The 23411-nt window shown below is 40.6% G+C and carries 22 protein-coding genes and 1 tRNA gene; 13 read left to right on the top strand and 10 right to left on the bottom strand.

The genetic code is table 11. From position 1 onward, the window contains the following. Positions 1–62: 62 nt before the first annotated feature. The 4 genes from Q8W26_RS01860 (at position 63) to Q8W26_RS01845 (ending at position 5328) form a co-directional block, all read left to right on the top strand. On the top strand, positions 63–431 hold the full coding sequence (locus tag Q8W26_RS01860; protein ID WP_305472040.1) for a ribosome recycling factor family protein: 369 nt from the start codon (positions 63–65) through the stop codon (positions 429–431). Positions 432–644: 213 nt separating this feature from the next. Then, entirely contained in the window at positions 645–2198 is a 1554-nt protein-coding gene (locus tag Q8W26_RS01855; RefSeq protein WP_101212998.1) for a methyl-accepting chemotaxis protein, read from the top strand. Positions 2199–2315: 117 nt separating this feature from the next. Next, positions 2316–4622 (top strand): DPP IV N-terminal domain-containing protein, encoded by a 2307-nt coding sequence (locus Q8W26_RS01850; protein WP_101212999.1) that lies wholly within the window; start codon positions 2316–2318, stop codon positions 4620–4622. Positions 4623–4683: 61 nt separating this feature from the next. Continuing rightward, on the top strand, positions 4684–5328 hold the full coding sequence (locus Q8W26_RS01845) for a DUF2913 family protein (RefSeq protein WP_101213000.1): 645 nt from the start codon (positions 4684–4686) through the stop codon (positions 5326–5328). Between the two features lie 93 nt (positions 5329–5421). On the opposite strand, the gene Q8W26_RS01840 is transcribed toward Q8W26_RS01845, so the two are convergent. The 10 genes from Q8W26_RS01840 to flgA form a co-directional block, all read right to left on the bottom strand. Continuing rightward, positions 5422–6123 carry a SapC family protein gene (locus Q8W26_RS01840; protein WP_305472038.1) on the bottom strand — a complete coding sequence of 234 codons (702 nt, stop codon included), beginning with the start codon at positions 6121–6123 and terminating at the stop codon, positions 5422–5424. Positions 6124–6151: 28 nt separating this feature from the next. Further along, positions 6152–7711, bottom strand: a complete 1560-nt coding sequence (locus tag Q8W26_RS01835; protein ID WP_305472037.1) for a tryptophan halogenase family protein — start codon at positions 7709–7711, stop codon at positions 6152–6154. Between the two features lie 5 nt (positions 7712–7716). Continuing rightward, a complete protein-coding gene (locus tag Q8W26_RS01830) occupies positions 7717–9288 on the bottom strand; it encodes a tryptophan halogenase family protein (RefSeq protein WP_101213003.1) in 1572 nt (523 codons plus the stop codon). A 154-nt stretch (positions 9289–9442) separates the two neighbouring features. Then, positions 9443–12013, bottom strand: a complete 2571-nt coding sequence (locus tag Q8W26_RS01825; RefSeq protein WP_101213004.1) for a TonB-dependent receptor — start codon at positions 12011–12013, stop codon at positions 9443–9445. Between the two features lie 400 nt (positions 12014–12413). Next, positions 12414–12490: transfer RNA gene (locus Q8W26_RS01820), tRNA-Arg, on the bottom strand. Positions 12491–12757: 267 nt separating this feature from the next. Beyond that, positions 12758–13921 (bottom strand): flagellar assembly protein T N-terminal domain-containing protein, encoded by a 1164-nt coding sequence (locus tag Q8W26_RS01815; RefSeq protein ID WP_101213005.1) that lies wholly within the window; start codon positions 13919–13921, stop codon positions 12758–12760. 14 nt (positions 13922–13935) lie between these two features. Further along, positions 13936–14382, bottom strand: coding sequence for an LPP20 family lipoprotein (locus tag Q8W26_RS01810; protein ID WP_101213006.1), 447 nt, complete (start codon positions 14380–14382; stop codon positions 13936–13938). A 70-nt stretch (positions 14383–14452) separates the two neighbouring features. Further along, positions 14453–14881: a flagella synthesis protein FlgN gene (locus Q8W26_RS01805; RefSeq protein WP_101213007.1), complete on the bottom strand. Its 429-nt coding sequence runs from the start codon at positions 14879–14881 to the stop codon at positions 14453–14455. Beyond that, positions 14882–15226, bottom strand: coding sequence for a flagellar biosynthesis anti-sigma factor FlgM (flgM, locus tag Q8W26_RS01800; protein ID WP_101213008.1), 345 nt, complete (start codon positions 15224–15226; stop codon positions 14882–14884). A gap of 68 nt (positions 15227–15294) precedes the next feature. After that, positions 15295–16017 carry a flagellar basal body P-ring formation chaperone FlgA gene (gene flgA / locus Q8W26_RS01795; RefSeq protein WP_101213009.1) on the bottom strand — a complete coding sequence of 241 codons (723 nt, stop codon included), beginning with the start codon at positions 16015–16017 and terminating at the stop codon, positions 15295–15297. 147 nt (positions 16018–16164) lie between these two features. On the opposite strand from flgA, the gene Q8W26_RS01790 reads away from it, so the two are divergent. The 9 genes from Q8W26_RS01790 (at position 16165) to flgH (ending at position 23410) form a co-directional block, all read left to right on the top strand. After that, entirely contained in the window at positions 16165–17130 is a 966-nt protein-coding gene (locus Q8W26_RS01790) for a chemotaxis protein (protein ID WP_101213010.1), read from the top strand. Next, positions 17120–17953 (top strand): protein-glutamate O-methyltransferase CheR, encoded by an 834-nt coding sequence (locus Q8W26_RS01785; protein WP_101213011.1) that lies wholly within the window; start codon positions 17120–17122, stop codon positions 17951–17953. The genes Q8W26_RS01790 and Q8W26_RS01785 overlap by 11 nt, the downstream gene beginning before the upstream one ends. A 134-nt stretch (positions 17954–18087) precedes the next feature. After that, entirely contained in the window at positions 18088–18483 is a 396-nt protein-coding gene (flgB, locus tag Q8W26_RS01780; protein ID WP_101213012.1) for a flagellar basal body rod protein FlgB, read from the top strand. 2 nt (positions 18484–18485) lie between these two features. Further along, positions 18486–18902, top strand: a complete 417-nt coding sequence (flgC, locus tag Q8W26_RS01775) for a flagellar basal body rod protein FlgC (RefSeq protein WP_101213013.1) — start codon at positions 18486–18488, stop codon at positions 18900–18902. A gap of 11 nt (positions 18903–18913) precedes the next feature. Beyond that, positions 18914–19603 carry a flagellar hook assembly protein FlgD gene (locus tag Q8W26_RS01770; protein ID WP_101213014.1) on the top strand — a complete coding sequence of 230 codons (690 nt, stop codon included), beginning with the start codon at positions 18914–18916 and terminating at the stop codon, positions 19601–19603. 20 nt (positions 19604–19623) lie between these two features. Beyond that, a complete protein-coding gene (flgE, locus tag Q8W26_RS01765; RefSeq protein WP_101213015.1) occupies positions 19624–20940 on the top strand; it encodes a flagellar hook protein FlgE in 1317 nt (438 codons plus the stop codon). Between the two features lie 179 nt (positions 20941–21119). Next, complete coding sequence (locus Q8W26_RS01760) at positions 21120–21863, top strand: flagellar basal body rod protein FlgF (RefSeq protein WP_101213016.1); 744 nt, start codon at positions 21120–21122, stop codon at positions 21861–21863. A 15-nt stretch (positions 21864–21878) separates the two neighbouring features. Beyond that, the gene (gene flgG / locus Q8W26_RS01755; protein WP_101213017.1) at positions 21879–22667 is read left to right on the top strand and encodes a flagellar basal-body rod protein FlgG; all 789 of its coding nucleotides are present in this window, start codon (positions 21879–21881) and stop codon (positions 22665–22667) included. A 68-nt stretch (positions 22668–22735) separates the two neighbouring features. Beyond that, complete coding sequence (flgH, locus tag Q8W26_RS01750; protein WP_101213018.1) at positions 22736–23410, top strand: flagellar basal body L-ring protein FlgH; 675 nt, start codon at positions 22736–22738, stop codon at positions 23408–23410. Position 23411: the final 1 nt, after the last annotated feature.

Here is a 23411-nt window from a genome sequence, read left to right as displayed (position 1 = left end):
TCTCGAATTATTAGCCAGTTTTGTTAAAATTGGCTAATAGTTTAATTATTATCGAGTTTATCTTGGCCGATAAAAAACAGTTACTGCTGCGCGCTTTTTTACGAAAGTGTTTTGATTCCTATCTACTAAAAGCCATCATTCGTGATAGCGGTGCCCACTTGTCTCGCAAAGGACGTTCGAGAGATTGGATTTTAATTGCAGATGCACAGCAAATGCAGTCGATTGTTAGTCAAATTGAACAAGCGCAGCAGCCGAGCTGGCAATGGCTAGTAAAGCTACTAAAAGAGCAGCGAATGCAATTAACTCACAATGAGTTAGTGAACTTAGTTAAACGAAACCCTGCCATTTCCACCAATCAATTAATTGGTTTAACCGACTGTACTTTAGCGCAAGCCCGAGCTGCCCTAGATGAAGTTGAGTGGGCCGAATAAAATAACGAGATTTTATCCAAATTAGAGGAGGCTGTACTCAATAACACGTGTAGTGTGACACGTGAACGCTCATGCCAACGAGCACACCAAGTAAGTGGATCGTTAGATTAAAAGAGCTGTTAAGGATAAACAGGTTCTATAAATTCTTTAATTACAAACTTTAGATAGTACATACAACACCGTCGTATTTAGTTGTATCGCTTAGGAAAATAGATGTTTAGACAAATAAAAATAAAAAATAGAATGTTTAGCCTTGGGTTAAGTGTAACGCTAGTGCTGGTTTTATTAGGAACATTAGCAGTATCAGCCATTAATGCTATCTTAACGCAAATTGAGATTGATAACCGACTAGTCGATGTTAACAAGTTGATGTATCAAGCTAGGCTTGGTCAAGCTGATTATATTATTACTGGAGAGAAGCGCTTTTTAACGATTAATCGAGAGAAGGCTGCTCTAGCGCTTAAAACAGCTTCAGAGCTCAAGCAACAAATGGCCGTTGAGAGCTCAATCACCCAGATGAAAAGGGCGATTAGTAGTATTGAGGCTTATAATAAGGCCGTTGAATTAGCATTTCGTGATAGCCATTTACCAAGTAATGCGAATACTCAGACAATGCTGAGTGCTGCGCAAAAAGTGACAGATATTATTTCGAAACTTAGTGACGCGGAAGAAAAAATTGCTCTCCAAACGGTAGATAGTCAAAAGAGCACATTAACGTTTATTACTATATTTGCGTTGCTATTAATTGTGACAGCATTATTTTTAATTGTGCGTAGTGTCATTGAGCCGTTAAATAACTTAGAAAAAAAGTTTAAATACGTTGCTGATAGCTCGAACCTTTCGGCGAGTGCTGACACCTCTGGTCAAGATGAGATTTCTAATATTGCCATTAGCTTTAATGCCATGCTCAATAGTTTTAGTGAGACACTTCGAACGGTACAAGAGAATGTACTAAACACAAGTTCTCAAGCACTTGTTATGACAGATCGAGCTATCGACGGTAGTGAAGTTATCAGTCACCAACAAGTTCAACTTGAAGATTTAGCGGCGTCAATGAATGAAATGGCGCTTAGTAGCAAAGAGGTTGCACAGCATGCAGAACTGATGGCTCAAATGAGTCAAGAGTCTCAACTCGAAGCCGCCGCAGGTCAGCAACAAATGGCGTTAACGATGGATAATATTCAGCAAGCGGCTAGTGAAATCTCACGTGCTGATGTTATTGTTCAAGAGCTCAAAGATGGGGTACTACAAATTGGTGATATTGCTGAAGTGATTCGAGGAATATCAGAACAAACCAACTTATTAGCGCTCAATGCTGCTATTGAGGCTGCTCGTGCCGGAGAGCAAGGCCGTGGTTTTGCTGTTGTGGCAGATGAAGTACGAACGTTGGCTGCTCGGACACAGCAGTCAACTCAAGAAATTAAAAGTACTATCGATAACCTTCAGCTGAATGCCGTTAATGCTGCTGATGCGATGCAAGAGTCACAAACTCAGATGGAACAGTGTGTTAGTTCGTCAGATAATACCAGTCAAGAGTTGACCAAAATTGTCGAAAAACTCGAGCAAACAAATGAGATGGTTGCGGGGATTGCTACTTCTGCTGAGCAACAAAATTCGGTATCGGAACAAGCTAGTGCAAACATTCGAGAAATCAGTAGTGTTTCGCAAGGAGTAACAGAGTCATCTGTCTCTTTAGCTAATGATAGTCGTGCGATGGCGAGCGAAGCATCCGTGCTTCGAGAAAGTTTAGATAAGTTTAAATTTTAAGTAATGCACAGAGGACTAGATAGCCCTCTCATTTTATTTATGACTAAAGTTGCAGAAGTAATTAAGGTATAATCATGCCTTCTCGTATAAAAATAATTAAAAATTAAGTGTAATTATATGAAATTAAATAAATTTGCTATTAGTTCAGTTGTCGCTAGCTGTGCGATAGCCCTCGGTGGTTGTGCGACAACTAGCGGATCATCATCTGAGCAACTTACTGTTGCTGATTATCAACGTGCTGAAAAGCAACTTCGTGCAACTACAAGTACTCTGGTGTTTGGTACGGTAGAAGGTTCACAGTGGTTAGGTGAAAATAAGTTAGTTTATCGTACTCCGATCGCTGGCGGGCACCGCTTTGTGTTAGCTGATACAAAAACGGGCACTAAACAGGCCGCGTTTGATCATCAGGCGATTGCTCAATCGCTATCTGCATTGTCATTGGAAGCCAACGCTGTTGCGCTGCCGTTTAAGTCGATTAAATTTAATCCTGAGCAGTCGAGCTTTAGCTTTAAAGTTAAAAAGCAAGGCTATCAATGTGTGATTACTACATCGCAATGTCAAGAGGTTGACAAAGCGGCGAAGCAGCGCGGCGAAGTGATCTCCCCTGACGGCAAGCAAGCGGCATTCATCCGTGATTATAACCTATGGGTGCGTGATATTGCGTCGAACACCGAAACGCAACTGACCACTGATGGGGTAAAAGACTTTGGTTATGCCACTAACAACGCTGGCTGGATTCGCTCGAAAACACCCGTGATGTTGTGGTCGCCAGATTCAACTAAAATTGCAACTTTTCAACATGACGGACGTAATGTTAAAGAAATGCATTTAGTGACTACTAATGTTGGCCACCCAACTCTAGATAGCTGGAAGTATCCTTTACCAGGTGATGAGCATATCTTTATGCTTGAACGTGTCGTTATTGATGTTGCAACAAAGAAAACGACACGCTTAAAAATGCCAGCGGACGCTCAGCGTTCAACGGTGACCGATCATGTTTATAGCCGTGGCAAGATGTTAGACGTGCAATGGAATCAAACCAGTGATTCGTTAGCGTTTGTTTCTGTTAGCCGTGACCATAAAGAAGCCACGTTCCGCTTTGCTAACCCAACAACGGGTCAAGTGAAAACAGTATTAGATGAGCGCGCTGCTAGCTTCTTTGAATCAGGGATGAATAAAGCCAACTGGCAATATCTGCCTGAGTCTAATGAAGTGATTTGGTTCTCTCAACGCTCTGACTGGGGCCACCTTTACCTATATGATTTAACCACTGGTCGTTTAAAGCATGGCATCACTTCTGGTGATTGGAATGTGCTGCAAGTATTAAACGTTGATACAAAAAATCGCGTGATTTATTTCACTGGTGCCGGGCGTGATGGTGATGATCCTTACTTCCAGTATTTATACCGTGTTGACTTTGACGGTGATAACTTAAAGCTATTAACCCCAGAGATCGCCAACCATAAAATTACGTTTAACGCTGAAGGGACTCAGTTTGTTGATTTGTTTTCAACACCGAGTCAACCAGAACAATCGGTGATCCGTGACGTTCAAGGCAATACTTTAGTTAAACTCGAGCAGGCAGATATCAGTAAGCTAGTTGCCAACGATTGGGTTGCACCTGAAGCCTTTGTGGTTAAAGATCGTAACGGTAACTACGATATCCATGGTTTAATGTATAAGCCGTCTAACTTTGACCCAAGTAAGTCTTACCCTGTGGTGAATTACCTGTATCCGGGCCCACAAACGGGCAGTATTGGTAGCCGCTCATTTTCTGCATCACGTGGTGATAAGCAAGCCATGGCAGAATTAGGCTTTATCCTTATTGAGATTGATGCATTAGGGACACCAATGCGTTCAAAACCATTCCATGAGTTTTATTTTGGTAATATGGGCGATAGCGGTGTGCCAGATCAAATCGCTGCAATTAAACAATTGGCTGCTAAGCATTCGTGGATTGATATCGACCGTGTTGGTATTTGGGGGCACTCAGGTGGTGGTTTTGCATCAACTAATGCTATCTTAAATTACCCTGATTTCTTCAAGGTCGCCGTATCAGGTGCAGGAAACCACGATAACCGTAACTATGCTGATGCATGGGGTGAAAAGTGGCAAGGACTATTACAAACTAATGCTGACGGTTCAACAAATTATGATAATCAATCAAACCCACTAATGGTTGATGGGTTAAAAGGTAAGTTGTTATTAGCTCATGGCACTTTAGATGATAATGTGCCACCGTACAGTACATTAATCGTGGTAGATGCATTAATAAAAGCTAACAAAGACTTTGATTTATTAATGTTGCCTAACCGTCGCCATGGCTTCGCGCGTGAAGCGTACATGATGCGTAAACGTTGGGATTATTTTGTAGAGCACTTGATGGGTAAAACACCGCCTAAAGAATACAAAATTAATAAATAATACATAATTTGATGTGTAAATAAAAAAGCGCGGTCATCCGCGCTTTTTTTATAAGGAGTAGATGATGGTGATGTTTAAAGATGAACTACTCAGACTAGTTTCTTTAGGGTTAGAAGAACTTGAAAAGTCTCAACAGTCTGGGAAAACCCCGAATAACCCACTCAGTGAAAATCATTTCTTTAGTGTTTGGGTGAGTAAAGCTATTAAAGAGCAACGTTTTGATAAGGCGGTTGCTCTGATACTAAAAGAGTGGCAACAGCAAGCAAGAACATTAGGCGCTGGAGCTCAATTAAAACAATGTTTTAGTGATTTAATGCATACATATCTCAACCTAAAACAACGTTCGAAAGCCGAATCAGCTCAATCTAATTTTGAGCAATTACAATCTCAATTAAATGAGGCTAAATGGCAAGTCAGCGTGACGGAGCTACACCCCAAGAAAAATACCATTCATAGTGACGGCTTATCATCGTTTGTTGTTGACGAGAGCTGCATTGAGCGTGCATTTGACGAGCGTGGAGCTCAGCTTAGTAATATTAGCTGCTTTATCCGCGGAGACAGTGAATTGTTTATTAAGCAAGCATATCTGTTAGGTTGGTTGGCGTTTAAAGTCAGTGATTATAAATCGATTGTTAAATTCCACGGTGAGTATGTACTCACTGCAAATAATAATAAAGCACAATTACCTGAAGTAGTTGTTGATTAGTCGCAGCACTGCTCCGCTACGATAGAATGTGTGGTAAATCCGGTTATTACGGGCTTAATAACCGGTATCTTGCAATGAATAATTGACTAGACGTTATTTTGTAGCAAGCTTTAAGCGCACAATGTTATGGATACGCTGCATTGAAATTAATGATGCATAAATTGGGGTTAATGCACCTGTTTTACGCAGTTGGTTAAACTTATCGTCGTCTAATTGGTTTAGTTTGTTTTCATCAATCGCGTATAAACCATTGAGTGTGTACTCTTCATTATCCTCTAGCGTGAGGCTTAAGGATTGAGGTGAAACGAGCTCAAAATCTAATAACATTTTTATAAATTGGTCTGTCATTTGAGACTTCTCGACGTACTGCACTACACGCTCACCTTGCTCTTGTAACCAAGGTGTTTCGGCTTCTTGTTCAAATAAGGCTTGACCTTGCGTCTCATTGATTAATGGCGAAGCACTATCAAAGCAAAGAATTGCTGAGTCGTCATCTTTATTTTGGCTAATTAAGAAGGGGTACAGGGTAAGTGCTTCCGGTGTGTAATTGCCTCTCCATCCTTGTGGAGAGTAAAATTCATTTTCTCCTGGCTTTAGGCCAAGTAGTGCAATGGCTTTAAATTGGCCTGTGTCTGAATCTTTAACAAATACGACTGGGTAATCTTGACTTGCTGCAACAAACTCTTGCACGACAAGGGGCGCGAAGTGTCTCCCTTCACTTTGTAGTAGTGTCGGGTTAGCGCTAACTTTTAAATTGTTATGTTTATTTTTATCGATAGCTTGAATAGTGGTCACAATAACACTCCATATTGTTTAATAGCTTTTATAATTTTTGAAAGCCATATTGATTAACTTTGTTTAATAAGTCACGGTTGCTCGGCAGTTTACTTTCTACTTGCTGAGCAATATGTTGTACATTATTAAAGTTTTGTATTGCCTGTGCACTCTTTGAGTAGCGCCCAGCATTAAATGATAAATCTTGCTTGAAGCCCATTCCGTAAAGGACGTATTGATAACTTTCCATTGGAAAAGGTTCATACACATTATCAAAGTCATAATCACTGACCGGATGGTATCTCCAGCGCTCTAATAACTCTGTTAGGGTTTCCGGTATAGTTTCTTGATGCTGATTGGCTAACCAAAAAGGCTCTGTTCGTTGTGATAAAACATAATGCATTTTGATAAAATCAATGGTTTTATTCCAACGGAATTGGAAAGATTGGTTGAACTTTTTTTCAACCACTGCCATCGCTTGGCGGTCACGAGGAAACAAATCGCAAAGCATGTTTGATGCTGCTTCCATTAAAAAAATTGCCGATGCTTCTAAAGGTTCAATAAAGGCTGCGGATAGGCCAACGGCAAGGCAGTTCTTATGCCAAAATTTTTCCCGATAACCGATATTCATTGGAATAACGCGGGTCATTAAGCCTTCACTTTCCGGGCCTACATAGTCACGTAATGTTTGCTCAGCTTGTTCATGGCTCGTGAACTTTGAGCTATAGACATAGCCTGTACCACGGCGATTACTTAAGCCAATGTCCCAAATCCAACCTGCTTCTTGAGCCGTTGAGATGGTGCAGCTGGCAATTTCTTGTTGCTCGTCTTGATATGGGACTTGCATAACCACGGCGTGATCGGTCAGTAGAGCGTTATCAACTTTTTTAAATTTTACCCCGAGCGCATCACCTAACAGCAAACACTTAAAGCCTGTGCAATCAATAAAAAAATCGCCTTCAATAACACCACTGCGATCGGTGGTGACTGAGGCAATGTACTCATCTTTATCAAGGTTCACTTGAGAGACATTTGCAGCGATGTGTTTAACGCCAAGAACTTCAACGGCGTGTTGTTTGAGCAAGTCCGCAAATAAGCCCGCATCTAAATGGTAGGCATAGTTCTGCGCTCCTTCGTATTCTTTGTGGGTAATAGCTTTAGGCGCTAATTTACGCTCACAAACTTCACCTTGCACACTGACACTTTGAGCATAAGTACTTGAACCTAAATCTCCTCGCTGCCAGTATGGGGCAAGATTAAAATCTGAGGCATCATAGACAGAAGTAAATAAATGATAGTAATGATTTGAATCACCTGCAGCAGGTGTTTCACGCCAGTTAACAAATTTTGTTGCCTGTTTTAATGAAGCATTACACTTTACTAAAAACTCAGTTTCGCTAATCCCTAGATTGGCTAAAGTCTTGCGCATGGTTGGCCAGGTACCTTCGCCAACACCAATGGTTGGAATATCCGGCGACTCAACGATAGTTACTTGAATTGAGCCGGGCTGTGTCGAGTTAAAACGTTTGGCTAGGTTTGCCGCGGTTAACCAGCCTGCGGTACCACCGCCAACGACAACGACTTGTTGCACTGTTTGTTGGGTCATCATGTCACCTATACTTTGGCAAAGCCATATTGTAATACTTTATCAACGAGTTCTTTTTGCTTAGGCAGTTTATCAATGAGTAAATCACTAGCCTTATTAATATCGTTAAACATTGCTTGTGCTGCGTCTTTTTCCGTGTATTTAGTAGCGACATTCGCGGCGTCAGTCTCAAATCCCATGCCGTAAAGCACGTATAAATAGCTATCTAAATTGAACGGTTCCCAAGCATTGTCAAAGTCATATTTTGTCGGTGGTAAGCTCTTCCAATAGGACAATCGTTGCTTCAGGTTGTCAGGAATACTCTTATCATCACAGTTATCAATCCAGTACTGGCTATCACGGCGTTGTGATATACAGTAATGCAGCTTGATAAATTCGACGGTACGCTCCATTCGCATAGTGAAATGTTGATTGAATTTCTGCTCAACATAAGGCATTTGCGCTTTATCTCGAGGAAATTGTGCTGCGATCATATTAGCGGCTGCATCAAACAAGAATATCGCAGATGCCTCTAACGGTTCAACAAACCCTGCCGACATGCCAATCGCGACACTGTTTTTATGCCAGAACTTTTTGTGATAGCCGTGATTAAGCTTAATGGTTCGAATCATTAAATCATCGCTATAATCCGTACCGATATAATCAATTAATTGTTGTTTGGCTTTGGCTTCTGTGGTGTATTTGCTACTGAAAACATGACCAACACCCCGGCGATTTCGAAGGCCAATGTCCCAAATCCAACCTGCATCTTGAGCGGTGGCAATGGTATGCGTTTTTATTTCACGGTCATCATTAGGGTAGGGCACTTGCACCGCTAAGGCGGTATCATTGAAAATTACATCACTAATATCTTGCCAATCGATATTATAAGTTTGTTTTATAATTAAGCCCCGATTACCAGAACAATCAATAAAGAAATCTGCTTCGAGGTGTGGCTGCTCAGCACTATCTGTTGTAACGTGGCTGATAAACTCATCATGATCGAGAACGACTTCGGTGACGTTAGCACTAACGAAGTTTACCCCTAATTTTTCAATGCAATGGCGCTTTAAAAAGTCGGCAAATTTATTAGCATTCAGATGATAGGCATATTCTTGTACGGCGCTATATTCTGGCATTACAATTTGTTTTGGCGCTAAACCGTGATCGCACAAACGCGCTTGGGTGGCAACCGCCCTGTCATAAGGCAGTCGCGTTGCGACATCTTGTTGTAACCAGTATGGGGCAAGGCTGAAATTATATGATGAATGGTTAACCGTACTTAATGGGTGATAATAGCTGTGAGGCTGTTGCGGTGTCGGCGTGTGAGACCAATTAACAAACTCAGCGCCTTGCTTAAAAGTCACGTCACATTCGCGAATAAAGTCGGTTTCACTGACCCCGATTCTTTGTAATGTGCCTCTAAGGTTAGGCCATGTGCCTTCGCCAACGCCAATAATGGGTACATCAGGTGATTCAACAAGGGTTAATTTAACCCCATCCTTGGACTGACTATTTAAGCTTTTAGCAAGAATTGCTGCGCTTAACCAGCCTGCGGTTCCACCGCCAATAATCAGAATATGGTTATTATCTTGTGCCATAGCTACTACTCGTTATGGTTAATTATAGTTGTTATACCAAAACAACTTCAGTGTGGGTAGGTAAAATAACAGGAAAGTTGTTTTGGTATAACAGAGGGTTAAAAAAGGAAGGAAAGTTGAACTTTCCTTCCTTACCCCTATCGTTTATGAAAAATTATAAACGGTAAGAGAATTTCAAGTACAGATTACGACCGTTTTCTGCCGATAAACGCATTGCGTCAAAATCAGTAGATAGACGTTGTGTTGTACTTTCATCAAGTAAGTTTGTTGCTTCAAAGCTTAGGTCAATGTTTTCAGTTGCATGCCACGTTAAGCTAGCATCTACAAAACCATGAGCATCCCAAGATGTGTTGCCACCAATACCTGTAGATTGCGCAATGAAGTCATCACGGTAAGTATAAGCTAGACGTGATGAAATGATGTCATTCTCAAAGAAAGCACTTACGTTGTAGCTAATTTTAGACATACCAGGTAGGTCTACTTCAACGATAGCATCATCAACTTCTTGCATGCCGAAGCCTTCAGAATAAGTGATGTTAGCAGACCAACCGAACTCGCCCATTTGCTGCTGGTATTGTAGCTCCAGACCTTGGATTTCGCCGCCTAGCCCTTGTGCTGGTTCATTCAGAGTATAGGTCTCGCCATCTACTGGGTTAACAATACTTGATTTGTTTGCACCTTGGATAACGAAAGAGCGGATGTCTTTATTAAATAAGGTTGCAGAAACCAGTGATTCTTCGTTGAAGTACCATTCAACGCCGATATCAGACTGTGTTGCACGGTAAGGGTCTAACTTGACTGTACCACGAGTAATTTGACGGGTTGTTTCCGTCGTGCTCGCTGCTGGATTTAAGAAAGTGTAGTTAGGGCGACTGATCACTTTTGCTGAAGATATACGTAAGATAACATCATCAGCTAGATCGATGGCTAAGTTAAAGCTTGGTAACCAATCAGAATATTCACTTTCTTCTCGCTCAATAATGTTCGTATCAAAGAAGTTATAATAATCTGCACCTGTATCAGTTTTTACATAACGTAAACCGATATTACCGCGATAATCATCACCGCTAAAGTCACCTTGGACATAAGCTGCAAAGATATCTTCAGAGATTACACCATAGCTATTTTTGTTGAGAGAATCACTCGCTTTAAAGCTGTTGATATGTGAGCGAAGAGCATCACCATCAACACGTGCGATAGCCGTTGGTGAACCAGCTTGTAAACCTACACCTGAGTGATTAAATGTACCATCTGCAAAGTTAGCTTTAGTGATACCAGTTGTTAGACCGTCTTTAAACTGCCAAGCTTCTGAGAAACTAGTGAATTCATGATCGCGAAGTTTAATACCTGTTTTTAAGTTAGAAACAGGTCCCCATTCTACGTCAAAATCGAAATCAACTTGAGCAAACGTTTCTTCATCTTTACGGTATCCCGCAGTAACAGAAGCATTATTCATCACGTATTCTGCGTGATTACTCGCATCAGTGTTTACCGGTTGTAACAACATTGAATTTTTGCCTGACATATCAAAGTTAATACTTTGATTGTCATTACTAGAAACCCAACCTACATTATAGTTACCACCATCACCACCAGTTGCTTTTGTTTTACCAAATTTACTATTTACAGTGAAGCTGTCAGCTTGGTAGTTAACTTCAAATGCGACAACTTGTGTTTCCATCTCAGCATTACGTGAGTTGGTATCGTCAAATGGGCCACCTGCGAAAGTACCGTTTAATGCACGACCACCATCTGGTGCAAATTTTGTTGCACCTGTAACACGCTCATTAAAGCCTGGAGTGTACACGCCATCATCGTCGGTCGAACCAAGCGCCGCACCAGGAATGATTAGGTAGTTTTGATTGGTATTACCTGCATCTAAATCTACTTTAAAATAATGTAGATTCATTGATAATGAATCTGTTGGTGCATACTGAACAGTTAAATCAATCGCGTCACGTTGACGATCTTGATAAAACTCTGAAATACCAGCGCCTGCCCAGCCATCATCCATGTAGTTTTCAGCTTTGTGACTACGACCTACCGCTTGTAAAGTAGATAACGCCGCTAGAACACCGAAGTTTTCATCTTCATTTTTCCAGCTGTACATGCCGGTAGCACCCATACCGTTATCGTCAGCTAGGCTGTTATCTTGTACTTCAGCTGAGAAGTAAACAGTGTTTGAGTCTAAAGATAGAGGCTTACGAGTACGAACGGCAACAGTACCACCCACACCACCTTCATCTAAAGAGGCCATTGGTGATTTGTATACATCAACGCCAGCAACAAGTTCTGGTGGTAATAAATCCATATTAAATGAACGTGTTGCAGGTTGTTGAGAGAACCAACCTGTCGATGCAACGTAGTTACCATTCATGCTGATTAGCGTTAATTCAGGGTTGGTACCACGAATAGAGACACTGCCACCTTCACCAGCAAAGTTTCTTGCGATAGTTACACCTGGAATACGTTGTAGAGATTCAGCGATGTTACGGTCAGGGAACTTACCAATATCTTCAGCTGAAATTGAATCAACAACGGCGTTAGCAAAACGCTTTGAGTTAAGGGCCGCTTTTAAACTACCACGGATACCGCTAACTTGAATCGTTTCGATTTCTTTAGCTTCATCTTTGTCAGCAGCTAAAGCTGGGGTGATTGCAACACCACTTACAGCAACAGCGATGCTGCTTGCTAATAGGTGTTTCTTGAAATTGATGCTCGACATTAACTTTCCTTTCACACTTTTATTGTATTTTTTAATCAAATTGTCGCTTGCAATGATGATCTTAGTCGTTGTCTAAAAAGTACTACTGAATCCTTTTATCAACTATTTATGATAAACAAATCAACCGACCAACTGTGACAGCGCTGTCCAACTCACTTATGACAACGCTGTCACACAAAACTAACAATTACATAAAAATTGTTTAAATTCCAGTCTAAAGTTTAATAAATTGTGTGTCTTTTGCTTGGTTATTTTACTTTTTTGTAACAAGTGTGCTTGGTGGAATAGGAGGTAATTTCTTTTAAGTTATTGGTTTTAAAAAGGAAGGTTGGTGGTGTGGATGGTGTTCAAGAGATTGTTTTTTGTGATTTAAAGTTATCTAAAAATCAAAAAAAGGGAATGGCGTCCCCGAGACGATTCGAACGTCCGACCTGCCGCTTAGGAGGCGGCTGCTCTATCCAGCTGAGCTACGAGGACAAGTAAAGTATTGCAAACTATACTAAATTTTTTTTATAAAACAAGTTGTACTTTTAATAATCTCTTACTTGTCTCCTTATTACTAGTTGTAATTGGGAGCACTACCGAAAACATCGACTGTATTGATGAGATTATGATGAAAGTAGCAAATAATAATGTATTAAAAAATTACGTTACAAAAACAGCGCCCAAGGCGCTGTTTTGATTTTTGCATTGTTGTTTCAAGGTGAGTAATAGATAGAGTCAATAACAAGCCAATGTATACCCTTATTGCTTTCTTATTAAATCCCCTAATTGGATATCGCCATAAAGTACCTGCTCGGCTGCCGCGGTCAGGTGGTTACGGTTGATATTTTTTACAACTAATACGGTGCTGTTAATGGTCGTTGATTGGCGTAGAATACCGTTTGAGTCGGTAAATGTTTGCCTATGGAAGGCGGTGAGTTTGTCACCTAATTTTAAACCGTGCATTGTCCCTAAGTTTATCGTCAGTTGTTCTGGTTCAACTTTTAAAACTTCCCCAGTCAGTTCTTCACAAAATAAACGTTGATTAATATCGGAGACGGCTTGAGTTAGTTGATTGTTAATCGCAACACCATACTCGCTGTACCAAAATGCTTGGCTACTAACATCAACCGTTTGTTGCGGTTTATACTTCCAAGGGGCTATTGTCTGGTATTTTTTTGACCAAATACGTTCGCCACTTAGGCCATGAAATAAAGTCATAGTGAGGCTAAATTGCCTTTTTGGGGCGTTATTACTTAAACCAAACCACTTACTCTCAGCTTGAAATAATGAAATGTCATCGATTTGCCCCGTCAATAAATATTGACTATCTGCTTGTTGTGTCAATAGTTGTTGTTCGTTGGTTGTAAAGGGTTGGTCTCGCGATGAAATAAGTTGTTCAATCGGCAATAGTTGCTTGGCTAAATAGCTTCCTTTGTGCAGAGACATTTTATCAAACAATTGCATTGAGGTATGCTTGCCAAGATCAAACACTGAACCGTTGACTGCTTGTTGGCGGTTAAGAATAGGAAATTGCGTTAATGCAAGCGTTTTAGTGTGTTGTGCCGTGTCACATTGAAGTGGGTCCGCCACAATATCTGCTCGTATTGTTACTTTAACATAATCAGGAGCTTGGGTTTCGTTGATAAGCTTCAAATCCCGGACACTACCTTGTGAGCGAACTTCAAAGTGATCGCTCATTAGTAGCCCTTGACTTAGCTTAGAGACACTTTGAATTTGAGCTCCGTTAAAAAGTAGGGCATGTCTAAGGGCATCTTCTACGGCCTGTTGTCGTGCAACATCTAGATTGCTGTTAATAATTGGCGCTTGACCGTGAGCCTCGAACCACTCACTTTTAACGGTAGGAGAAAAAACTAATAAGGAGATATTAAGTAGGATAAATGACATTAAGTTAAATTTGGTCATAGATTATTACTCGCTTAATTTTTTACTCGACGAGGTAAGTTGGCTGACTGATAAAGTTGATAGATAGTTTTAAAATCTAGCTCTAACTCTGTCGCATAGATATCATCATCGATTGGGTAGCTTTTCTTAACCGTTGCTCCACGGATCAGTCCTTGGACTGAGGTTTGCATCGAAGAGTTTTCAATAATTAATTGATTAAATGTGGTTTGGCCATTGAGCTGAAAGCCATGGACTTGTTCAGATAACTCTCTGTAGGCATTTAATTTTGAGGCGTGGATTGCATTTAGCATTTTTGTGGTTCGATCTTTACCTGGCTGCTGATTGATCGGTGCATAACCAATGGCTGTTAAAACGACAAATTCTTGCGGTTGTTGTGTTTCATATTCAATAAACTTAGTTGAATTACACCCGACAAGCGACAATATGCTAGTAAAAAGAATTATTTTCAAAGTTTTACTCATGATTATATCCTCATGCTTGGATGTATGACTACCACTAGCCATAGTCGGAAGGCTAATATGTGGATTGGAATTAAGCTGAGACGTAACCACCTGATAAGGAACCGCCCCGGGTTTTACCCTTGGCTGTATAAGTCATCGAATTACCTGCACGCTTTTGAATCAAGGAGCCTTGCAGTCGCTCAAGGCTATTGAGCCCTAAGGCAATAGCTTTGCCATTTTGTTGGTTTTTTTCTTGGCATTGCTTAAGTAGTAGATCAACTTGCTCTTTATGAGATTGCAATTCAGCGGGAAACTCTTTGGGATTAGGAAGGGAGTTAGCTAGTTGCTGATCGGTTTGCTGCAATTGTTCAATAAGCTGTTGCTTTTGTTCAGCGAGTTGATTGATGGCTTCATATTGACGGGCTATCAAGGCTTGTTCTTCTTGCGCGAGCAGTGTTAATAGCTGCTCGGCATACGTAATTTGAAGAGATAAAAATTGTAATGGTTGTTCAATATTCATTTAAAAGATCTTCTCTAGATCTCCCTCGAATTTCGCCAAGTTAGCGGCTAATTTTTCAGGGTCTACTTTATAGTCCCCAGATGCAATCGCTTTGCGAATGCTCTCTACTTTTTCTTGGTTTACCGAGGAAGTATTGTTTAACTTCTCTCGAATACCGTGCAATTGCTGTGCCTGTTTTGTTAACGAGACAGAGTCCTTGGCCTGAGGTTGGCTTTGTGCTTGAGTTTGCGACTGCTGTTGAACATTTTGCTGCTTAACTTCAGTTGCATTGTTCTGCGACTTATTCTTGAGGCTGTCAAGTTGTTGACTATGGTTGCCTGCAAGTTTATTAATATCAATTGCCATGATAGCCTCTACAAAAAATTATTCTTCAACCACTACATCGGCGGCGGTTTAGAAAACTTTAGCACAATTTATAATTTTATCTCAATTTCACCAACCGCGACGACAGTCCCTTCTACGGTTCGACCTGAACTTGAATTCTTTACAGATATAATTTGCCCAATACTACCATCATTTAATGCTATGCCTGAAGACTTTATGATTAAACTTCCTTTTTTTGCATAGATAGATACGGGATCACCACGACACACAAGACAAACAGAAGTAAATAAAATGGGTCTACCTTGTTGAATATAGCGTTTAACTTTCGAACCTGTTACCTGAGACAGTTGCTCGACAGTCTGTCCCATGGTTATTGTCATGTCAGCGTAGGCTTTTTTTAAATTACTTTTATTGAGTAATGTACCTGGCGAGAGATTCTTTGCTGCGACAATTACAGACATCAATTGTTTGACCTGAACAGGAACATACAGATTCCATGTCCCTTGGCAGCTGACGTGAATTGTACTATTACGCTTCAGGCCCTGTTTACCCGCCACTTTAATTTCTAATGGTGTCTGGCAAACGGCTAATTTTTTCCGCCGATCTATTTTAGATACATTTATTTCGGTTTTTTTATTCGAGGAATCATCTAACTGTGCTTTAATATAAGTATGGATTTGATTTTCTATTGATTGGTGAACGGTAGTTGCTTTGGCATTGGTCGATAAAAGGTACAATACTAAAACGGCAACTATTGTCGTTATACTAAGGGTGTTGTATTTATTCGTATATCTTTGTTTGACACTACTCATAAGTCACTATATTTTATATAAGTAAATTAAATTTTATTGCTTATCGCTATGGTAGAAGCAGTAGTTGAGTTGTAAAAACTCTGTTACAGGGATGAATCTAACATAAAATAAGCCTTTTCACTATCTGTCTATTGAAATGGAGCCACTATGGCCGGTGTACTAGATTCAGTAAACCAGCGTACTCAACTCGTCGGACAAAATCGTCTTGAGCTCTTACTGTTTAAATTAAATGGTCGACAACGCTACGGTATCAATGTTTTTAAAGTCAAAGAAGTTCTGCAGTGTCCCAAATTAACGTCTTTGCCTAACCTTGCGCGCGAAGTGCGTGGTATTGCTCATATTCGTGGTGAGACTATCTCTGTCATTGACTTAAGCTTAGCCACTGGCGGCGCTGCAATCGATGACTTAACTAATCGTTTTATCATTATTACCGAATACAATCGTTCTATTCAGGGCTTTTTAGTTGATTCTGTCGAACGCATTATTAACCTTAATTGGGAGCAAATTATGCCGCCTCCTGAAGGTGCTGGTGATAAAAATTATCTTACGGCTGTCACAGAAGTCGATAACGATATGGTTGGGATTTTAGATGTAGAAAAAATTCTAATGGAAGTAGCACCTACTAATGAAGAAATGACAGATGAAGTGTTACAAGAAGCCAAAGAAATAATTGCTGACAGTGAAAAAATGTTGATGATTGCTGATGACTCGACTGTGGCATTGAATCAGGTTAAACGAGCCCTAACCCCACTGGGTTTAGAGATTATGCAAGCGAAAAATGGTCGAGAAGCATTAGAACAGCTTATCGCTTTAAGTGAAACTTGCGAGCGTTCAGTTACTGAAAAATTAGGTTTGTTAATTTCTGATATTGAAATGCCTGAAATGGATGGCTATACCTTAACCGCTGAAATCAGAACGATGGAAAAATTGAAAGATCTTCGAGTTATTTTGCATACCTCGTTGAGTGGTGTCTTTAATCAGGCGATGGTTGATAATGTCGGTGCAGATGACTTTATCGCTAAATTTAACCCTGATGACTTAGCCGCCGCTGTTGAGCGTAATATTAATATCTTGCACTCTCAACCAGCTAGGGAAATATCGAGTGACAAATAAAGACTTGACTGAAAAAGAGTATACTGACTTTTGCCGCTTTCTTGAGCAGCATTGCGGCATCGTTTTAGGTAATAGTAAGCAGTATTTAGTCAGAAGCCGTCTCGCACCGCTGATGAGCGAATATAAGTGTGAGTCGTTATCGCAGTTAGTCAAAAAAGCAATGGAACTTCGAGAACGGGCGTTACGGGCGGTTGTTATTGACGCTATGACGACGAATGAAACATTATGGTTCCGTGATAAGTATCCTTTTGAAGTATTAACTCAACGTTTGCTGCCTGAGTTTGCCGATTTAAAGCGGCCATTGAAAATCTGGTCTGCAGCGAGCTCATCAGGTCAAGAGCCTTACTCCATTGCAATGACGTGTTTAGAGTTTAAAGAGAAAAATCCAGGAATGTTAAAGTATGGCTTTGATATTTTAGCTACTGATATTTCAACTAGCATGCTGGAGCATTGTAACAAGGGGGAATATGACAACTTAGCTTTAGCTCGTGGTTTATCACCTGAGCGTAAACGAAAGTTTTTCAATCCGTCATCAACCAATTGTTTTTCGGTTAAGCCTGAAGTGAAAAAGCACGTTAAATTTAAACAGTTTAATCTGCTTGATAGTTTTAATGTGCTGGGTCGTTTCGATATAATCTTTTGTCGAAATGTACTTATTTACTTTTCTCCTGAAGTTAAACGGCAGATTTTTGCCAACTTTGCCAAGGTAGCTAATAAAGATGGCTATTTAATGTTAGGTGCATCAGAGTCAATTAATGGCTTAACAGATGAATTCACAATGAACCGCTGTAAAGCAGGCATTGTTTATCAGGCCAATAAATAATATATTAAGCACTATCAACTAGTTATAGGGTAAGCGTTCGCTTGCCCTTTTTTATTTCCTCATAAAAAATATGTTTTATTGTTTCTGGCATAGCTATTGCTTTATATATACAAAACCATTGAAGAGACAAAATTATGACGATCTCATTTGATAAAGCATTAGGAATTGCACAGCACACTGTGGGTATTAGAGCCCAGCGTGCTGAGTTAATTGCCAGTAATATTGTGAACGCCGATACTCCGCATTATAAAGCGCGAGATATGGACTTTGCTACAGCGATGCGAAATGCGGAGTCTAATTTATCTTCAAGTATGGCTAGAACTCATGATAAGCACTTTAAAGTCACTTCTTCTGTTGGTGACGGTGTGGCGTATCGTATTCCAAATCAACCTGATACTGGTGATGGCAATACAGTTGATGTACAAATGGAACGAAACTTGTATATGAAAAACGCATTGGAGTATCAGTCTAGTCTACAATTTCTCGGCGGTAAGTTTAAAGGGCTTAGATTAGCCATTAAAGGATCTTAATTATGAGTTTATATAATATTTTTGATGTCGCCGGTTCTGGAATGAGTGCTCAGTCATTGAGATTAAATGTTACGGCATCTAATCTTGCCAATGCTAATAGTGTCAGTAGCAGCGTCGAAGAGACCTATCGTGGTCGCCATCCGGTTTTTGCCGCTGAGCTACAAAAAGCTGCCGCTAATCAAGAAGAGTCAGTGCCAGTAAAAGTGTTAGGTATAGTTGAAGATCAAGATCCTTTACGCCAAGAGTATAACCCTAATCACCCATTGGCAGATGAAAACGGTTATATATATAAGCCGAATGTCAATGTGATGGAGGAGATGGCCAATATGATGTCAGCTTCACGTTCTTATCAAACTAATGTGCAAGTCGCTGATGCTGCAAAGCAAATGCTAATGAAAACACTGCAATTAGGTAAATAGGGGAATTAGTAATGAGCACAATTGATACTAGTAATGCTTATCTAGATTCGATGCGCTGGCAAAAAGAGCCAGTGAAAGTTGATGATGGTTCTAATCAGACATTAGATCAAGAGGACTTTCTTCGCTTATTGACTGAGCAGTTAGCAATGCAAGATCCATCAAAACCTGTTGATAATGATCAGATGATTTCACAAATGGCTTCCTTTAGTACGGTGGAAGGTATTTCTCAAATGACCAATCAGTTTGAAGATTTAAATTCGGTTATGACATCTTCTCAAGCATTACAGGCTTCGAGCTTGGTCGGTCAAAAAGTTCTCATTCCTGCGAATGTGGGGCATGTTAAGCCTGGTGAAAGTATTGAGGCGGTTATTAGTTTACCTGAAGCAACCCCTGGTATGTCAGTTCGTATAGAGAACGAAACGGGTGAGTTAATTAAAACTATCAAGCTGGCTAATATGCCGGCAGGTAATAATGAATTCACTTGGGATGGCACTAACGAAAAGGGAGAAGCTGTGCCTGAAGGTAATTATTCAATTAAAGCCACTGGCAGTGTTGGTGGAGAACAACAAGAATTAGCTGTTTCAACATACAGTCATGTAGCGAGCGTTAGCTTAGGGAATTCTGCTAACGGCGTAGTATTAAATTTAAGAGGGCTAGGCAACATTTCACTGAATGAAGTGTTAGCAGTTGCCGAAGGTTAATCTGAAAAGAGGGTTTTAAAATGTCTTTTAATATCGCACTAAGTGGCATCGCTGCATCAAAGAAAGATTTGGATGTGACGGCCAATAATATTGCTAACGTAAACACTATCGGCTTTAAAGAGTCTCGTGCAGAATTTGCCGATGTCTATGCCTCCTCATTATTTACTAACTCAAAAACGAAGGCCGGTGACGGTGCAACAACAGCGCAAGTTGCACAGCAATTCCACCAAGGTAGCTTGTCTTTCACTAATAATGCGTTAGATTTGGCGATTACTGGTCCAGGTTTTTTTGTAACGTCAGATGGCCTTGACTCTAAAGATTTAACGTTTACGCGAGCAGGTGCCTTTAAATTAAACAATGAAAACTTCATTGTCGATTCAAAAGGTAACTACTTACAAACGTATCCGGTAAATACTGATGGCACCTCAGCTGCCATCAACCTTACATCGACTAATGGAATTCAGATCCCTGAAACAGCGGGTGTTCCGGTAATGTCTAGTGAAGTCACCATGTCAGCGAACTTACCTGCAAACGCTACAGCGAAAGATTTAAGTTTATTCGACCATACAGACCCAACGACTTACAACCACTCAACATCGATTACAATTTATGACTCATTAGGTGAGTCACATGTACAAACCAGTTACTTTGTAAAGGATGTCTCTGCACCAAATCAATGGGCACAGTTTACTGCAGTTGATGGCATTAAAGTTGATGTTGCTTCAGCGGCTTCTCCAACTGCAGCGACTGCTGGTACCGGCCACGTTGGAGCATTAATTAATTTTGATACCAGTGGTATTTATCAGCCACCTGCAGCGCCAGCTAGTCCTGATATTGTATTAGAAGCATTAGGCACACCAGGTGCTGGTGTTTATCCAACAGGTGCTGATGGTACACAAGCGGTTACAATCAAACTTGATGAGCCAACACAATTCTCGTCTGGCTTTGAAGTGACTTCTCTTGAGCAAAATGGTTTAACGGTTGGTCGATTAACCGGGGTAGAAATTGGCCCAGATGGTTTAGTTAAAGCAACTTACAGTAATGGTAGTGCTGAGCCACTGGGGCGAGTTGCTATGGCGCGCTTTAGAAATGAACAAGGTTTAACGCAAATTGGTAATACATCTTGGAAGGCGAGTCAAGATTCTGGCGAGCCATTACCAGGTGAAGGCGATAGCGGCACCTTCGGTACGATTAACTCGGCTGCATTAGAGCAAGCGAATGTCGATTTAACGACAGAGTTGGTAGACTTAATTACCGCTCAACGTAACTTCCAAGCTAACTCAAGAGCACTAGAAGTGAATCAAACATTATCTCAAACTATTTTGCAAATTAGATAATGACTTCAACCATTTGTTTCGTAACACCTTTGTTTGGGTGTTACGAAGTGAAATGGTTAAATATCTCCTCCCTTTATTTTCACTCTTAATTTTACCCATACTATTGGCATACCTGTTGCATTTATCTTGTTATGAACTGCTAATCCTAGCAAATTGATAATTTATTGACGGGGTGAAATATGGATAAATTACTTTATATATCCATGAGTGGCGCCAAAGAAAACCTCAATGCTACTGCATTGCGAGCGAACAATTTAGCTAATGCCAAAACCACAGGTTTTAAATCTGATATTGAGCAAGCACGCTCAATGCAGGCTTTTGGCGAAGGCATGCCGACACGAGTGTTTTCGTTGACAGAGCGTCCGGCTCAAGACTTTACTTCGGGTCCTTTAATTTCTACTTCTCGAGACTTAGACGTTGCTGTTCAAGGCGAAGGTTGGTTAGTCGTGCAAGCTGAGGATGGTTCACAAGCATTGTCTCGCGCTGGATCGTTACAAATTGATAATGCCGGTATGTTACGTAACGCTGCTGGACAGTTCATTATGGGTGATGGAGGGCCGATAGCACTCCCAATACCGGTTGATGAATTGAATATTGGTAGTGACGGAACAATCACTGTTAGACCTCAAGGGGCTCCAGCGACAGTAATTGAAGAAGTTGGCCGCTTACAACTGGTTAACCCAGAACGGCAAAACTTGGTCAAAGGTAATGATGGCTTATTTCGCCTTAAAGATGGTGGCGAGTTCGTGAATGACGCAGAAGTAACGATTGCTAGTGGCATGCTTGAAGGAAGTAATGTTAACTCAGTCAGTGAAATGGTGGATTTAATTAGCTTACAGCGCCAATTTGATATGCAAGTTAAGATGATGAAAACAGCAGAAGAAGTTGATACATCACAAGATCGTTTATTGCGTCTAGGATAATTTAGGAGATTAATTATGCATGCAGCATTGTGGATAAGTAAATCGGGCTTAGATGCTCAACAAACAGATATTGCAACAATTTCAAATAACTTAGCGAATGCTAGTACCGTTGGCTTTAAGAAGTCTCGAGCGGTCTTTGAAGACTTGCTCTATCAAAACATTAATCAGCCTGGTGGTAAATCATCACAAAATACAGAGCTACCAGCCGGTTTAATGTTGGGTGCTGGTACTAAAGTGGTGGCAACTCAAAAAGAGTTTTCGCAAGGTAATATGCTAACCACAGAAAACCCTCTAGATTTGATGCTTGAGGGTGATGGCTTCTTTGAAATTTTAATGCCCGATGGAAATGTTGGCTATACCCGTAATGGCCAATTTATGTTGAACGAAGAAGGGCAAATTGTGACCCCAGGCAGTGGCTATTTAGTCCAGCCTGCAATTACTATCCCTCAAGATGCGGTGAGTATATCGGTATCTTCTGAAGGTGAAGTGTCTGTACGCCAGCGTGGGCAAGCTGAAAATACTGTAGTGGGGCAATTAACTGTTTCTAACTTTATCAATCCACAAGGATTAGAGCCGATGGGACAGAACTTATACACTGAAACCGGTGTCAGTGGTGCTCCTATACAAGGAACCCCAGGGCTTGATGGCCTAGGGTCAGTACGTCAAGGAGCACTTGAGACCTCTAACGTTAATGTGACAGAGGAACTTGTTAATTTAATAGAGTCACAACGTGTTTATGAGATGAACTCTAAAGTTATCTCGTCGGTTGATCAAATGATGAGCTTTGTTACACAGCAGCTTTAAGAATTTATATGAAAAGCTAGCTGATGAGCTTATTTGTATAGCACTAGGTTTTTGTAGAGGGTGAAAAAATGAAAAAATTTTTATTGTTAGCAGGTGTTAGCCTATTGGTTGGTTGTGCCAATACTAATAATAAGCCGATTGCAGATGATCCATATTATGCACCAATTTATCCAGCTACACCTCCAAAACAAATTGTTAAGACAGGCTCGCTGTTTGATGTTAATCAGCTAGATAGCTTATATGCCGATGTTAAAGCACGTCGTGTTGGCGATATTATTGAAGTTATTTTGAGTGAAAGCACCTCAGCAAAGAAAAATGCGAATAGTAATACTAAAAAAGAAAATAGCGTGACGCTATCGCCTGTCACAGGATTAGGAAAAAACGTCACCATTGGCGGCAACACATTAGATTTTGGTTTAGATCAAGACAGTGAGTTTAAAGGTACAGGTAGTGCAGACCAATCAAATAGTTTAAGTGGATCTATTTCGGTGAGTGTGGTGCAAGTGCTAGGTAATGGCAATTTAATTGTACGCGGTGAGAAATGGATAACCATTAACAATGGTGATGAGTTCATTCGCCTTAACGGCATCGTACGACCACAAGATATTAGTGCGGATAATCAAATCGAATCAATACGCGTTGCAAACGCTAGAATTCAGTATTCTGGCACAGGATCTTTCGCTGATGCACAAAAAGCTGGATGGTTGGCACGATTCTTTAATAGTAATTGGTGGCCGTTTTAAT

It is taken from the genome of Psychrobium sp. 1_MG-2023 (assembly GCF_030689115.1).
Classification (GTDB): domain Bacteria; phylum Pseudomonadota; class Gammaproteobacteria; order Enterobacterales; family Psychrobiaceae; genus Psychrobium.
The sequence above is the reverse complement of the archived record's forward strand: the minus strand, read 5'-3'. Positions and strand labels throughout refer to the sequence as shown.

Coding starts and splice junctions, on each gene's coding strand:
- Q8W26_RS01855 (WP_101212998.1), top strand. CDS start 645: ATGTTTAGACAAATAAAAATAAAAAATAGAATGTTTAGCCTTGGGTTA.
- Q8W26_RS01850 (WP_101212999.1), top strand. CDS start 2,316: ATGAAATTAAATAAATTTGCTATTAGTTCAGTTGTCGCTAGCTGTGCG.
- Q8W26_RS01845 (WP_101213000.1), top strand. CDS start 4,684: ATGATGGTGATGTTTAAAGATGAACTACTCAGACTAGTTTCTTTAGGG.
- Q8W26_RS01835 (WP_305472037.1), bottom strand. CDS start 7,711: ATGATGACCCAACAAACAGTGCAACAAGTCGTTGTCGTTGGCGGTGGT.
- Q8W26_RS01830 (WP_101213003.1), bottom strand. CDS start 9,288: ATGGCACAAGATAATAACCATATTCTGATTATTGGCGGTGGAACCGCA.
- Q8W26_RS01825 (WP_101213004.1), bottom strand. CDS start 12,013: ATGTCGAGCATCAATTTCAAGAAACACCTATTAGCAAGCAGCATCGCT.
- Q8W26_RS01815 (WP_101213005.1), bottom strand. CDS start 13,921: ATGACCAAATTTAACTTAATGTCATTTATCCTACTTAATATCTCCTTA.
- Q8W26_RS01810 (WP_101213006.1), bottom strand. CDS start 14,382: ATGAGTAAAACTTTGAAAATAATTCTTTTTACTAGCATATTGTCGCTT.
- Q8W26_RS01805 (WP_101213007.1), bottom strand. CDS start 14,881: ATGAATATTGAACAACCATTACAATTTTTATCTCTTCAAATTACGTAT.
- flgM (WP_101213008.1), bottom strand. CDS start 15,226: ATGGCAATTGATATTAATAAACTTGCAGGCAACCATAGTCAACAACTT.
- flgA (WP_101213009.1), bottom strand. CDS start 16,017: ATGAGTAGTGTCAAACAAAGATATACGAATAAATACAACACCCTTAGT.
- Q8W26_RS01790 (WP_101213010.1), top strand. CDS start 16,165: ATGGCCGGTGTACTAGATTCAGTAAACCAGCGTACTCAACTCGTCGGA.
- flgB (WP_101213012.1), top strand. CDS start 18,088: ATGACGATCTCATTTGATAAAGCATTAGGAATTGCACAGCACACTGTG.
- flgC (WP_101213013.1), top strand. CDS start 18,486: ATGAGTTTATATAATATTTTTGATGTCGCCGGTTCTGGAATGAGTGCT.
- Q8W26_RS01770 (WP_101213014.1), top strand. CDS start 18,914: ATGAGCACAATTGATACTAGTAATGCTTATCTAGATTCGATGCGCTGG.
- flgE (WP_101213015.1), top strand. CDS start 19,624: ATGTCTTTTAATATCGCACTAAGTGGCATCGCTGCATCAAAGAAAGAT.
- Q8W26_RS01760 (WP_101213016.1), top strand. CDS start 21,120: ATGGATAAATTACTTTATATATCCATGAGTGGCGCCAAAGAAAACCTC.
- flgG (WP_101213017.1), top strand. CDS start 21,879: ATGCATGCAGCATTGTGGATAAGTAAATCGGGCTTAGATGCTCAACAA.
- flgH (WP_101213018.1), top strand. CDS start 22,736: ATGAAAAAATTTTTATTGTTAGCAGGTGTTAGCCTATTGGTTGGTTGT.